Origin of the sequence: Planomonospora sp. ID91781 (genome assembly GCF_015711595.1) — a bacterium.
Lineage (GTDB): Bacteria > Actinomycetota > Actinomycetes > Streptosporangiales > Streptosporangiaceae > Planomonospora > Planomonospora parontospora.
In genome coordinates, this window is record NZ_JABTEY010000001.1 from 219,214 (window position 1) to 232,351 (window position 13,138).

At 72.3% G+C, this 13,138-nt stretch carries 14 protein-coding genes; 7 read left to right on the top strand and 7 right to left on the bottom strand.

The genetic code is table 11. The features are described from left to right. Positions 1 to 28 precede the first annotated feature (28 nt). Both HS048_RS01010 and HS048_RS01015 read right to left on the bottom strand, forming a co-directional pair. Entirely contained in the window at positions 29 to 1,468 is a 1,440-nt protein-coding gene (locus HS048_RS01010) for an MFS transporter (protein ID WP_196465851.1), read from the bottom strand. 9 nt (positions 1,469 to 1,477) lie between these two features. Next, complete coding sequence (locus HS048_RS01015; RefSeq protein WP_196465852.1) at positions 1,478 to 2,623, bottom strand: serine hydrolase domain-containing protein; 1,146 nt, start codon at positions 2,621 to 2,623, stop codon at positions 1,478 to 1,480. 137 nt (positions 2,624 to 2,760) lie between these two features. Between HS048_RS01015 and sigJ the strand changes: the two genes are divergently transcribed. The 3 genes from sigJ to HS048_RS01030 all read left to right on the top strand — a co-directional run bounded on the left by sigJ (position 2,761) and on the right by HS048_RS01030 (position 4,683). Then, positions 2,761 to 3,648: an RNA polymerase sigma factor SigJ gene (sigJ, locus tag HS048_RS01020; RefSeq protein WP_196465853.1), complete on the top strand. Its 888-nt coding sequence runs from the start codon at positions 2,761 to 2,763 to the stop codon at positions 3,646 to 3,648. A gap of 337 nt (positions 3,649 to 3,985) precedes the next feature. Then, positions 3,986 to 4,438: a hypothetical protein gene (locus HS048_RS01025; RefSeq protein WP_196465854.1), complete on the top strand. Its 453-nt coding sequence runs from the start codon at positions 3,986 to 3,988 to the stop codon at positions 4,436 to 4,438. An 89-nt stretch (positions 4,439 to 4,527) separates the two neighbouring features. After that, entirely contained in the window at positions 4,528 to 4,683 is a 156-nt protein-coding gene (locus tag HS048_RS01030) for a hypothetical protein (RefSeq protein ID WP_196465855.1), read from the top strand. A gap of 159 nt (positions 4,684 to 4,842) precedes the next feature. On the opposite strand, the gene HS048_RS01035 is transcribed toward HS048_RS01030, so the two are convergent. From HS048_RS01035 to HS048_RS01045, 3 genes are all read right to left on the bottom strand, one after another. Continuing rightward, the gene (locus HS048_RS01035) at positions 4,843 to 5,190 is read right to left on the bottom strand and encodes a VOC family protein (protein WP_196465856.1); all 348 of its coding nucleotides are present in this window, start codon (positions 5,188 to 5,190) and stop codon (positions 4,843 to 4,845) included. 237 nt (positions 5,191 to 5,427) lie between these two features. Continuing rightward, positions 5,428 to 5,718 carry a hypothetical protein gene (locus tag HS048_RS01040; protein WP_068902291.1) on the bottom strand — a complete coding sequence of 97 codons (291 nt, stop codon included), beginning with the start codon at positions 5,716 to 5,718 and terminating at the stop codon, positions 5,428 to 5,430. Positions 5,719 to 5,729: 11 nt separating this feature from the next. After that, positions 5,730 to 6,182 (bottom strand): carboxymuconolactone decarboxylase family protein, encoded by a 453-nt coding sequence (locus HS048_RS01045; protein WP_196465857.1) that lies wholly within the window; start codon positions 6,180 to 6,182, stop codon positions 5,730 to 5,732. A gap of 82 nt (positions 6,183 to 6,264) precedes the next feature. Here HS048_RS01045 and HS048_RS01050 point away from each other — a divergent pair, with 82 nt between their 5' ends. Next, on the top strand, positions 6,265 to 9,189 hold the full coding sequence (locus HS048_RS01050) for an AfsR/SARP family transcriptional regulator (protein ID WP_196465858.1): 2,925 nt from the start codon (positions 6,265 to 6,267) through the stop codon (positions 9,187 to 9,189). Between the two features lie 173 nt (positions 9,190 to 9,362). Here the strand turns inward: HS048_RS01050 and HS048_RS01055 are convergent, their stop codons facing one another. Continuing rightward, positions 9,363 to 9,758 carry a RidA family protein gene (locus tag HS048_RS01055; RefSeq protein WP_196465859.1) on the bottom strand — a complete coding sequence of 132 codons (396 nt, stop codon included), beginning with the start codon at positions 9,756 to 9,758 and terminating at the stop codon, positions 9,363 to 9,365. 136 nt (positions 9,759 to 9,894) lie between these two features. On the opposite strand from HS048_RS01055, the gene HS048_RS01060 reads away from it, so the two are divergent. From HS048_RS01060 to HS048_RS01070, 3 genes are all read left to right on the top strand, one after another. Next, on the top strand, positions 9,895 to 10,869 hold the full coding sequence (locus HS048_RS01060; RefSeq protein WP_068902286.1) for a YafY family protein: 975 nt from the start codon (positions 9,895 to 9,897) through the stop codon (positions 10,867 to 10,869). 317 nt (positions 10,870 to 11,186) lie between these two features. Next, positions 11,187 to 11,747, top strand: a complete 561-nt coding sequence (locus tag HS048_RS01065; protein WP_068902284.1) for an RNA polymerase sigma factor — start codon at positions 11,187 to 11,189, stop codon at positions 11,745 to 11,747. A gap of 81 nt (positions 11,748 to 11,828) precedes the next feature. Beyond that, positions 11,829 to 12,296, top strand: coding sequence for a peroxiredoxin (locus HS048_RS01070; RefSeq protein WP_068902276.1), 468 nt, complete (start codon positions 11,829 to 11,831; stop codon positions 12,294 to 12,296). Between the two features lie 135 nt (positions 12,297 to 12,431). On the opposite strand, the gene HS048_RS01075 is transcribed toward HS048_RS01070, so the two are convergent. After that, a complete protein-coding gene (locus HS048_RS01075) occupies positions 12,432 to 12,965 on the bottom strand; it encodes a DUF4240 domain-containing protein (RefSeq protein WP_196465860.1) in 534 nt (177 codons plus the stop codon). Positions 12,966 to 13,138 lie beyond the last annotated feature (173 nt).

The window sequence follows — 13,138 nt, forward strand, 5'->3', positions numbered from 1 at the left end:
CGAAGGTGACCGGTGAGGTGACGGATTTTCACCCAGCGGTGCCGCCGAGGGGCTCTGCGCTGCGGCGCGTGGGGCGCGGCCGCAGGAGGAGGACGGCGGTGAGGATGGCGGCCAGGTAGAAGGCGCCCGCGCCGAGCATGCCGGCGGTATAGCCGCTGGTGAGCGCGTCGTGCAGAGGGGTGCCCTGCGGCCTGCTCGCGGTGGCGGTGACGGCCATACCGGCCAGGGCGGCCAGGCCGAGTGCGCCGCCGATCTGCTGGCTGGTGTTGACGAGGCCGGAGGCGATGCCCGAGTCGCGTGGTGCGACGCCTTGGACGCCGCCGATGGTGGCGGTGACGAAGCCGATGCCCAGGCCGATGCCGCCGGCGAGCTGCGCGGGCAGCAGCACGAGCAGGGGGTTTTGGTCCGGGGTCAGCAGGCTAAACCAGCCCATCGCCGCGGCGGCCACCGCCATGCCGATCGCCGTCACGCTCCGGGTGGAGGCGCGGGCCTGCAGCCGGGGGCCGAGGACGCCGGAGCCGAGACCGATGCCGATCGCGAACGGCAGATAGGCCAGCCCGGTGATCATGGGCGAGTACTGCTTGATCGTCTGCATGTAGAGGGTGAGGAAGTAGAAGGTGGCCAGCTGCCCGGCGCCCATGAGCAGCATGACCAGGTTGGCACCGAGCCGACCGCGGTCGGCCAGCACGCCTGAGGGCAGCATCGGGCTGCGCGCGCTGCGTTGGATAAGCAGGAACGCCATGAGCAGGGCGACGGCGGCCGCGCCGAAGGTCAGGGTGAGCCCGTCACCGACGCCGTGGGATCCGGCCCGGTTGATCGCGAACACCAGCGAGCCGAGGGTGAAGGTCACGGTGCCCGCGCCGGGCAGGTCGAGGCCGCCGCGCTCGCGGGTGCCAGGCAGCAGGGCGGAGGTGCCGGCCAGGACCAGCAGCGCGATGGGGATGTTGACGAACATGATCCATCGCCAGCCGAGGTACTCGGTGAGCGCGCCGCCCAGCAGCAGGCCGGCGACCGAGCCCAGGCCGCCCATGGCGCCGTACACACCGAGCGCCTTGTTGCGCTCCGGTCCGGCGGGGAAGGTGTCGGCGAGCAGGGACAGCGCGGCCGGGGTGACGATCGCGGCGCCGATGCCCTGCAGGACGCGGGCGGCGATCAGCACGGTTCCGTTGCCGGCCAGACCGCCCAGCAGGGAGGCGGCCAGGAAGACGACCAGGCCGGCGCGCAACAGCCTGCGCCGGCCGAACAGGTCTCCGGCGCGGCCGCCGGCCAGCAGCAGGCCGCCGAAGGCCAGGGCATAGGAGGTGAGGACCCAGTCCAGGTCTGCCTCGGCGATCCGCAGGCCGGTCCCGATGACGGGCAGGCCCACGGTCACGATGGTGCCGTCCATCACCATCAGTAGTTGCGCCGCGGCGATCACCAGCAGGGCGAGGCCGCCTTTCTCAGGACGGGGGGCGGTGGGTGTGCTCATGGAACGTCCTCAGCAGGTGGCGGCGCGGTGGACGGCGGCGGTGAGCCGGTCGTGTTCGGGGTAGGACCAGCCGAAGCCGAAGCGGCGGCGCGTATAGCCGAAGGCGATGCCGCTGCGGGGGTCGGCGAAGGCTTCCGAGCCCGCTGAGCCGTCGTGGCCGAACGCGTTCGCGCTGAGGAACGCATATCGCAGGCCCTTGGCCTGGAAACCGAGCGCGTAGTTGCCCTGATCGCCGCGTACCAGGTCGCCGCCGACGGAGTGCAACTGGGTGAACTCCGCGACGGTGTCCGGCTTGAGCAGTGGAGGCTGCCCGTTGATGCCCCAGACGGCCGCCGCGTACAGACCGGCCAGGCCGCGCGCACTGCCCACGCCGCCGGCCGATGCCTGGCCGTTCGCGCGCACTGCCCGGGTGTTGACGAAGGCCACCTGGTCCAGCGGCGGTGTGCTGTTGAGCCCGTATCCGACGCCGAGAATGCTGTGCGGCCCGGGCACGTTCGCCCAGAACGCGGCCTCCTGCTCCGGGGTGGCCGTCCACCACTGGATCGGCCGGAACCGCTGCTCCTCGGCTTCGGGCAGCCCCAGGTACAGGTCCAGCCCGTACGGGGTCCGGATGCGCTCGTCGTAGACTTGCTGCAGCGACCGGCCGGTCACCCTTCGGATCACCTCGTTCACCAGGGCGAACGAGACGAACCCGCCGTAGCCGTAGGCCGATCCGGGCCGCCAGTACGGCCGCTGCCCGGCCAGACGGCGCGCGATCACCCGGTCGTCGGCGAGCTCGGCCGCCGCCAGCCCGCCGTCGACGCCGATGACGCCCGAGCGGTGGCTGAGGACGTCCCGCAGCGTGACCGCGTCCTTGCCGGCGGCGGCGAACTCCGGCCAGCACCGGGCCACCGGCTCTTCCAGATCGAGGTCCCCCTCCTGGACCAGCAACGCCGTCACCAGCGTCGCGGCGCCCTTGGTGGAGGAGTAGACGCCGGTCAGCGTGTCACCGCTCACCTCGTCCCCCGCCCACAGGTCCACCACCCGTCGGCCGTGCACGTAAGCGGTCAGTTGCGCGCCCGCCTGGCCGTCCTGCTCGGCCACCACCACGGCGAACTCCTCGCGCACCTGCTCGAAACCGTCCGCCACCGTTCCGTGAACATCCGTCCTGCCCATCGTCAGCGCCTTTCGTGAGTGTGTGGTCGCCGGCATGACGGATGCGGCGGATGAAAGGTGACCGGTGGGCTCGCGGTCACCTTTGCCTGGTTTGCTGCGTCAGCAGTGTGACGTAGTCGAAGGAGAGGATTGCGACCGTGACACCCCACGAATTCCTGGCCAACCAGTTCGAGGGCCACCGCCCCCACCTGAGGGCGGTCGCCTACCGCATGCTCGGCTCACTCACCGAAGCCGAGGACGCGGTCCAGGAGGCATGGCTGCGACTGGCGCGCTCGGACTCCGGCGACATCGACAACCTCGGTGGCTGGCTGACCACCGTGGTCGGGCGGGTCTGCCTGGACATGCTCCGCGCCCGCAAGGCCCGGCGCGAGGAGGCACTGGAGGACCGCCTGCCGGACCCGGTGATCAGCCGCGAGGACGTCACCGATCCGGAACAGGAAGTGCTGCTGGCCGACGCGGTGGGGCTGGCGATGCTGGTCGTGCTGGAATCCCTGAACCCGGCCGAACGGCTGGCGTTCGTGCTGCACGACATGTTCGGCCTGCCGTTCGACCAGATCGCGCCCATCGTGGGCCGCACCCCTGCGGCGGCCAAGAAGCTCGCCAGCCGCGCCCGCCAGCGGGTGCGTGGCGCGGCCCCGAACCCCGACCCCGACCTGGCTGATCAGCGCCGGGTGGTGGACGCGTTCCTGGCCGCCGCGCGCGACGGCGACTTCGAGGCGCTGGTGTCCATCCTCGCCCCCGACGTGGTGCTGCGCGCCGACGGCGGTGTGCTCGCCGGTGGTCTGAAGGTCATCCGGGGCATCGCGGCCGTGGCCGGACAGCTCGCCACATTCCAGCGCATGGCTACTGCCGCCACCACGTATCCTGCCCTGGTCAACGGTGCCGCCGGCCTCGTCAACACCATCGACGACCAGATGCTCTCCGTGATGAGCTTCACCATCTCCGACGGCAAGATCGCCGCAATCGATATCTTGTCCGACCCCGACCGGCTGGCCCGGCTCGACCTCACCCCCCGGGAACCGTGATGCCGCCACGCCGACACTGGTTCGTCGCCAGCGCCCCTGCGCGGAGGGACGGCTACGGGCCAGCCGTGGACGGGCTCGACTCTGACACCGTGTCAGGCGGCATCGTGCGGGGCACGTCCGTCACCTATGTCGGCTTCGGGCCGTACTGCTATGCCAACTCCCTCGCGATGGTCCTCAGCGGCTAGGTGCCGCCCCCGGCCGTGATCGAGGTTCTGACGGGCTCCCCTTACGGGATGCAGCTCATCGGCGGCCGGCTGCCGTTGTTCAACTCGTTCGGCTGGACCCCGTGGTCGGGCTGGACGCAGCGATCGGCCTGGTCGGCTGAGAGTGCGATCGCGTGGATGGAGGGACGGCCGCCGCAGCGCTCGATCGGCTGCGCTGGGCCTGCCAGGACGCCCCCGTGCTGGCTGGGCCGCTCGAGCTCGGTCCGCGGTCGTACCAACCCGGGGCAGGAAAGGCGCTCGGTGCCGACCACTACCTGGTGGTGCTGGAGGTGAGTGACGACACCGTGCTCGTACACGACCCGCAGGGCTACCTGTACGCCACGCTCGCAGTCGACGCCTTCGCCGCAGCGTGGCACGGGGAACTCATCCCCTACCTGGAGCAACCGTATCGGATGCGACACCAGTTCATCCGGCGGGGGCGGGTCGGCGCGGAGGAGGCGTTGCGGCGCTCTCTGCCCGCCGGGCTGGCTGGGCTGGCTGGCCGTACGGACGTGGAGGTCCCGCCCGGCACGCTGGGGCAGGCCGAGGCCGCCGAGCGCACGGCCGACCTAAGGCGTGTTTCATAAGCCGGTCAGAGCCACTCCCAGATGATGACGATGGTCAGGACGGCCTGGAAGCGGACGGTCGGCTTGTCGTAGCGGGTGGCGACGCCGCGGTGGCGTTCGAGGCGGGCGCTGCTGTTCTCGACGGCGTGGCATGGACGGCGCTCAACGCCGTGATCTGGTCGGCGCGGCGCTTACGCGAAAGGCCGAAGACCGGCGCGCCGGACGCGCCCATTGACCTACCCGAACTGATCGCCATGGAGCGGTGACTGATCCTGAGGACGCCGCGACGCAGCCGCCCGGTACCGCCAGACACGTCAGGGTTCTCTTTTCCCCTCGGCCGGCCCTCAGAAGTGAGAGCCGGCACCGGCACATCGCATGAGCATTTGATGAGGCGACTCCCACATCGTCCCCTGACCACCGCACGATCAGCGGTGCCCCAGGACGTTGACCACGCGGCCGTCCGGGGCCCGGACGAAGAACCGGCGGACACCCCACTCCTCGTCCTGCAGCGGGTGCACGATCTCGGCGCCGCTGCCGAGCATGGCCGCGTAGGCGGTGTCCACGTCGTCCACCTCGATGCTCATGTCCGGGGCGACGGGTGCCGTCCTGTCACGGGTCATGATGCTGACCTGCGCCCCGGGAGCGGACGGGGAGGCGAGGGTCACGATCCAACCGTGGTTCATGACCTCCTCCAGACCCAGGAGGCCGTAGAACTCCGCGTTCTCCTCCAGGGCTTCGGACTGGATGTTGGGGACGATCCGGCGGGCGGACATCGGCGACTCCTGCGAAGGCGGGGATGCACGTGTGATCCTTTCCGTCCAGGATGGCGCATGGGTTCCGGATCCGGCCCGCCCACCTCGCGGCGGGCCGGATCCGCGGCGCCCGGCGGCACCTCGCGCCGCCGGGCGATGGGAGCCGCCACCGCGGCCGGGATGACGACCGCAGCCGGGGCGACGACCGCGGCGTCCCGGCGGAGACTCGACGGACGACCGCGGCATGCCGGCGGAGACTCAGCGCTCGTCGACGACCCGGCCGTTCAGGGCCGCCGCGTCCCTGGTGAGCGCCATGGTCAGCGGGGCCTCCGGGAAGGTGGAGATGGCGGCGAGCGCGGCGCCCATCTGCGCGTCGCTCTCCCAGTGCCAGGTGTCGCTGTACGTGCCGTCCTCCAGCTCGACCAGCAGGGCGGCCGTCAGCCCCGGATGCGTCTCGCGGACGGTGCCGATCAGCGAGGCCCGGCGGGCCAGGAACTCCTCGAGGTCGGCGGGGTCGACGGAGTAGGTGTGGGACCGGACGACGGACACGGAGGACTCCTTCACCAGGTGCCGGCGATCTGCCGGATGGGGGCGTTGAGGCGGTTGAACAGGTTGGTCACGGCGATCAGCAGGAGGATCGAGGCGAGCTGCCGCTCGTCGAAGTGGTCGGCGGCCGCGTCCCAGACGGCGTCGGAGACCGCGTCGGCGCGGTCGGCCAGCCGGGTGGCGGCCTCGGCGAGTTCCAGGGCGGCGCGCTCGGCGTCGGTGTAGTGCGGCGCCTCGCGCCAGGCGGACACCAGGCCGATCCGCTCGTCGCCCTCGCCCAGCTTCCTGAGATTCTTCAGGCCGGCGTCCACGCAGAAGCTGCAGCCGTTGATCTGGCTGACCCGCAGGTGCACCATCTCCAGGAGCTCCTCGGGGACGCCCTGCGAGTGGGCGGCCTTGGCCAGGGCCTGGATCGGCTGCATCGCGGCCGGGATGATCGTCACCGGGTTCTTCATCCGTGCCTGCATCGTTCTCGCTCCTCCGACGTGCTGTCTTCCTGACAGCTACGAGGATGGATGTCCGGATTGATAGATTCCCGATGCGTCGGCGATGGAAGGGCGATACGTGCAGATCCGCTTCACACTGCTGGGTCCGGTGCAGGTGCTCGCCGACGGCGACGTGGTGGGGGGCATCGCACCGCGGCATCGCGCGGTCCTCGCCTACCTGCTGCTCAACGCCGGTCGGGTGATCAGCATGGAGAAGCTGATCGACGCCGTGTGGGGACACGACCGGCCCGACACCGCCCGGTCGCAGGTCCACGCCGCGATCACCGCCCTGCGCAGGGCGCTCCGCGGTGTCGGAGCCGACCACATTCTCGGCACGCGGCCGGGCGGCTACGTCGCGCTCCCCGCTCCGGGCTGGCTCGACGTGCAGGATTTCACCGAGCTGGTCGCGGCGGGCCGGTTCCGGGACGCGCTGGGACTGTGGAACGGCGACGCCCTGGCCGACGTGCAGGCCGCCTATGCGCAGGGCGCCCGTGCGCTGCTGGACGACCGGCGGCTGACCGCGGTCGAGCGTCTCATGCAGGCCGAACTCGACGCGGGGCGCCACAGCCGGGTGCTCGACGAGCTGGCCGGCCACGTGGCGGCCCAGCCGCTGCGGGAACGGCTCGTCGGCCAGCTCGTCCTGGCTCTGCACCGCTCCGGACGGCAGGCCGATGCCCTCGCCGCGGCCCGGTCGTACCGTACGGCTCTCGCCGAGGAGCAGGGCCTCGATCCCGGCCGCGCCTTCGCCGAACTGGAGCAGGCGGTCCTGACCGACGCCCCCGCGCTCAGGATCACGGCCGAGGTCGCGGCCGAGGACCAGAACCGGGACCAGGAACAGAACCGGGACCAGGACCAGGAACAGGACCAGGACCAGGGCAAGGCCGGGGACAGGATCCGGTCGAACTTCCTGCCCTATGACATCCCCGACTTCGCAGGCCGTACCGCCGAGCTGGACCGGCTCGTCTCGGGGCGACGGAACGCGATCGTGACGATCGACGGCATGGCCGGCATCGGCAAGACCACGCTCGCCGTCCGCGCCGCCCACCGCCTGGCCGATCGCTTCCCGGACGGTCAGCTCTTCATCGATCTGCGGGCGCACACCGCGGGCCAGGACCCGCTCCCGGCCTCCGCCGCGCTCGAGGCCCTGCTGCGGCAGCTCGGCCTGACCGACATCCCGACGGCGGAGAGCGAGCGGAGCGCCCTGTGGCGTGCCGAGCTGGCGCGGCGCCGCGTCATCGCCGTCCTCGACAACGCGGCGGACGACGAGCACGTGCGTCCGCTGCTCCCCGGCGTCTCCGACAGCCTGCTGCTGATCACCAGCCGCCGGCGGCTGACCGGTCTGGACGGCGCGCACGCGCTGTCCGTGGAGGTGCTGCCGTCCCGCGACGCCGTCGCGCTCTTCGAGAGCATCGTGGGCGAGCGGGCCGCCGACGAGCCGGAGGCCGTACACGAGGTGCTGGAGGCGTGCGGATACCTCCCGCTCGCCATCCGGATCTCCGCGGCGCGCCTGCAGCACCGGCCCCGCTGGACGGTCTCCTACCTGGCCGGCCGCCTGCACGACGAGCGGCGGCGGCTCGCCGAGCTCGCGACGTCCGAGCGGAGCGTCGCGGCGGCGTTCACGGTCTCCTACGAGCAGCTCGGTACGGCGGAGCAGCGGATGTTCCGGCTGCTCGGGCTGGCTCCCGGCCAGGACATCGAGCCGCACGCCGCGGCGGCCCTCGCCGACGTCCCGGTGTTCGAGGCCGAGGGACTGCTGGAGGGTCTCCTGGACGCGCACATGCTCCTGCAGCGCGAGCCGGGCCGGTACACCCTCCACGACCTGCTGCGCGAGCACGCCCGCTCCCTGAACGAAGCCGAGCGCCCGGGCGGCGGCCCGGGCGGTGATGCGGACGGCGGCCCGGGCGGCGGCGCGCTCATGCGCCTGCTCCTGCACTACCTGCACCGGTCCCGTTCGGCGGTCCGGCTGCTGTTCCCGCACAGCGTCCCCGACCGGCCGAACATGCCGCCCCAGATCACGCCGGTGGAGCCCATCGGCGGCGCGGCGGAGGCCATCGGCTGGCTCGACGCCGAGCGTGCCAACATCATCGCGACCGTGGTCCACGGGCCCGAGGTGTGCATCAGCCACCTCGCCGTGGCCCTGAGCCCCTACCTCGACCGCCGGGCCCACCACGACGACGCCCTGACCCTGCACGGCATCGCACTGCAGCGCAGCCGCGCGCTCGGGGAGCACGCCATGCCGCCGGGCCGCGCGCTCGCCGACCTGTCCTGGACCCACTGGCGGCGCGGCGACTACGAGCAGGCCGAGGACTTCGCCCGCCAGGCGCTCGCCGCCTGCGAGGACCCGCATGAGCGGTCGCTCGCGCTCAACGCCCTGGGCAACGTGGCCTGGCGCCGCCGGGAGAGCGCCGAGGCCGAGAAGCACCTCAAGGAGGCGCTCGACCTCACCCGGATCGCCGGCGACCGGGCCCGGGAGGGGTTCGTCCTCGCCGACCTCGGCATGATCCTGGTCCAGACGGGCCGCCACGAGGAGGCCCGGCGCCATCTCGACCTGGCGCTGGCCCTGCACCGGAAGGAAGGCGACCGGCTCGGCGAGGCCCGGGTGCTCAACCATCTCGGCTCGGCCCTCCGGAACCAGGGCAGGGCCGAGGAGGCGATGGCCCGCCACCGCCGGGCCGGGGAGCTCTACCGCGCCATGGGCAACGGCAGCGACGAGGCCTCGGCCCTCAACGGTCTGGGCGAGGCCGCCCTGGCGCTGGGCGACCCGGCGCGGGCGATCGACGAGCACACGGCGGCGCTCGCGCTCGCCGGCGCGGCCCGCAACCGGCCCGAGCAGGCCCGGGCACACGACGGCCTGGCCAGGGCCCACCTCGGCCTCGGACAGGACGACCGGGCGCGTGAGCACGGGCGCTCGGCCCTGGGGCTCTACGAGGAGCTCGGCGTCCCCGAGACCGACGAGGTGCGCGCCTTCCTCGGGGGTGATCAAGCCTGAGAGCGCTTGAACCCGAGGGCGCCCAAGGCCGGGAGCGCTTGAGCCTGAGGGCGCTTGAGCCTGAGGGCACTTGAACCTGAGGGCACTTGAACCTGAGGGCACTTGAACCCGATCGGCGGGTCAGGCCCACCCGTGCCGCCTCCGACGGTCCTGCCGGAGGCGGCGAGGCCGCATCACGCGACGGCGGTCCCCTCGAGTTCGACCATCAGGCCGGGGATCGCCAGCCGTGTCACCCCGAGCATCGTGGTGGGCGGTGCCGCCCCGGCGGCGCCCAGCCGCGCCGCCAGCACGCCGTAGTGCTCGAAGAGCCGGTCCACGTCGGTGGTGTAGACGTTGAGCCGGACCAGGTCGGTGAGGGACATCCCGGCCTCGCCGAGCACGGCCTCCAGGTTGTCCAGGCTCAGCGCCAGCTGCGCCGCCATGTCATCGGCGTGCTGGGGCTTGCCGTCGCCGCTCATCGCGGTCTGCCCGGCGCAGTACAGGGTCCGGGTGTGCCCCGAGACGATCTCGCCCTGGTTGTACCCCAGCTCCACCGACCACGCCCACGGGTTGACCGCCGTTCGTTCCATTGCCGTATCAGCTCCATCCGGTTCGTCGACATCACGCACGCCTGTCGGCGCGGTGGCCGCCGCCTCTTTCGTGACGCCGATCAGCCTCCCGGCAAATCACGACATCTTTTGTCGCGTATTCCGATAAAGTTTTCGCATGCGCGCCGACCGGCTGGTCTCGCTGGTGCTCCTGCTGCGGCGGCACGGTCGGCTCTCCGCGGCCGCGCTGGCCCGCGAGCTGGAGGTGTCCACCCGCACCGTGCTGCGCGACATCGAGGCGCTGTCCGCAGCCGGCGTCCCGGTCTACGCCGAACGCGGCCGGCACGGCGGTTTCGCGTTGCTGCCCGGTTTCCGGACCGAGCTCACCGGACTGAACCACGACGAGGCCCTCGCCCTGCTGGTCGCCGGATCGCGGCGCGGCGCGCAGGCGTTCGGCCTCGGCTCGGCGCTCGCCTCGGCGATGCTCAAGGTGGTCGACGCGCTGCCCGAGAGCTATCGGGACACCGCGGCCGGCGCGGCCGAGCGACTGCTCATCGACCCGGAGACCGACCTCCTCTCACGCCGGCTGGCCACCGAGGAGGTGCCCGACGCCGTGGTGGCCGAGGTGCTGCGCGCGGTGGTCGCCGGGCACAGGCTGCGCATCCACTACGCGGCCGCGGACCAGACCCCGCAGTGGCGCACGGTGGATCCGGTCGGCCTGGTCACCGTACGCGACCGGGGCTATCTGCTGGCCACGAGGTCCGGCGCGGACCGCACCTACCGGCTGTCCCGGATCCTGGCCGCCGAAGAGCTCGCCGAACCCGCGCAGCGACCGGACCGGGTCGACCTGGACCGGGCCTGGCAGGAACGCAGCACGCGGTTCCGGACCGGCGGCGACCAGGTCGCCGTGCTGGTACGGGTGGATCCGGCGCGGCGGGAGGACCTGGTGGGCACCGCGCTGGCCGTCCTCGCCGAGGCGGCCGACCCGGACGGCTGGCTGCGGATGGAGGTGACCTTCCAGGATCCGAGGCACGCCGAATGGGCGCTGTGGCAGCTCACCACGAACGCCGAGGCCCTGGCCCCGCAGTGGTTGCGCGACTCCCTGTGCGACCGCGCCGCCGCGATCGTCACCCGCTACGGGGCGTCGTCCTGAGACGCACCGCCGCGACCGTCACCCGCTACGGGGCGTCGTCCTGAGACGCACCGCCCCGATCGTCCACCGGGGCGCACCCGCCGGCCGGGCCGTGAGCGGCCGGCGGGCCGTCCCGCGCCGCGACGGACCGCGTGCCGGCGTACCGGTCGCGGTGCTCCCGGCGAAGTCGGCCCTGAGACGGTGAATCCTTTCGCGGTGCGGGGGCCTCTTATGGGGTGACGGTCACGCTGGGAAGGAGATTCGGATGAGTGACGTCGTGGTGCCGGCTGTCCGGCGGGCGCTTTTCACGGCCCCGTTCCGGTGGCAGGGGCGCGGACGTGGCTGACCGCGGCTGGGCGAGCGCACAACTCATCGAGGCCGCACAGGCCGGTGATCGAGAGTCGATCGCCGCGGTGGTCCACGGTGCCCACTCCCATGTGCGGCGCTTCGCGGAGCATCTCTGCGCCTCCCCGCAGGATGCCGAGGACGCCGCCCAGGAAGCGCTGATCATCCTCTACCGGAAGATCGGTTCGCTGCGCGCCACCGGGGCGCTGGCGTCGTGGATGTTCCGGATCGTCCAGAACGAGTGCCTGCGCCGGGTCCGGCTGCTGTTCGACCGCTATGACGAGGCCGACGCCGGTCTGGCGACGTCGGCCGAGGAGGAGGTCATCCGGCGGCTGGAGGCCGATCTCGTCGCACAGGCGATCAGGGAGCTGCCGGACGTGCAGCGCAGAGTACTGATCATGCGGGATGTGCTGGGTCACCCGGGGCCGGTGGTCGCGGAGAGGCTCGGGCTGAGCAACGCCGCGATGAAGTCCCAGCTGCACCGGGCCCGTAGCAGGTTGCGGCACAGCCTGGACGGAAGGAACGACACCGCCGACCGCCCGCACCAGGCCTGAACCACCCGCGCCCGGCCTGCGCGGACCGTATCCCCACCACCCGAGCCATTCCCACCACCCGAGTCGAAGGGGAGCCCGCCCATGCTCGAAACCGGATCGCCCGCACCCGACGTCGTACTGGAGGACACCGACGGCCGGACCTTCCGCCTGCGCGACCACCGGGGCGGTCACGCCGTGCTCATCTACTTCATGCGGTCGACGTCGTGCCCGGTCTGCAACCGGCACGTCCGAGACCTCATCCGGCGCCGCGACGAGTTCGCCGCCGAGGACATCCTGGTGTTCGTCGCGGTTCCCGAAGACCGTCGGACGGCGGCCGCGTGGAAGACCGAGCGCCGGATCCCGTTCCCCGTCCTCACCGGCCGCCTCGGCAGCCCGCACGAGATGATCGGCCTGAGCAGGAAGGTCTTCGGCGCGGTGCAGCAGTCGGGCAGCGTCCTCATCGATTCCCAGGGCGTCGTCCGCCACGCCCACGGTGCCACCATGCCCGTCAACGGCTATCGCAGGAAGGCGATCACCACCGCCGTCCAGGCCCTCCGCACACGTCGGTGAGCCGCATTCGGGCGGCCCTTCCGACGAGCGGGACCGGTCAGGGGGCCGTGTCGGAGGTCCGCCCCGGAGAGCGGACGACGGCCCGTCCGGACCGCCGCCGTGCGGCGGGAGCGGACGGGCACCGCGGGAGGCGGGTCAGCGGGGCCAGCCGGCCGGGTTCGAGCACGACTCGCGGGAGATCCCCGAACCGGTGTCCGGGAAGGCCCCGTGGCGCTCATGGTGCAGGTGCGCGAAGAAGTAGCACATCCGCTCGCACTCGGCGTCCGGCACCGCCGTCTCCGGATCCTCGGCCACCGCCGTGTAGAAGTCGCGGCCCATCGCCACGATGAAGCCGCGCGCGTACAGGAAGCCGTCGTCGGAGCCGTCGGTGACCGCCTGGACGTCGGCGCGGTCGATGTCGTAGAGCTTGCGCTCGACCACCCGGTCGAGATCGGTCAGCTCCTGCGCCGACAGCCCCTCGCCTGCGGAGCGGAGGTTGCCCAGGAACTTCGGCAGAGCGGCTTCGACCACGGCGACCGACGCGTCGCGGGAGTCTCCGCCGGGACCGGCCGCCCGGTGCGTCAGCGCCCGTCGCGCCCGCTCGACCTCCGCCCCCAGCGGCGCCCAGGCCGCCTCCACCAGCCCCCAGAACCGTTCCTCGTCCCCCACCGGGAGCCGCTGCTCTCTCATGTCCGCCGCCTCTCATGACCGCCCCTGCGATCTGTCCCGACCACCGAACCAGACGGCACCGACAACTCGCTCCCGCAGGGGAGAAATCCCGTTGGCCGGGACGCGCCCGGTATGCGTCGACCGCGGCGAGTACGGCGGGGCGAAGATCCGGAGGGCGGCCGGGATCCTCGGCC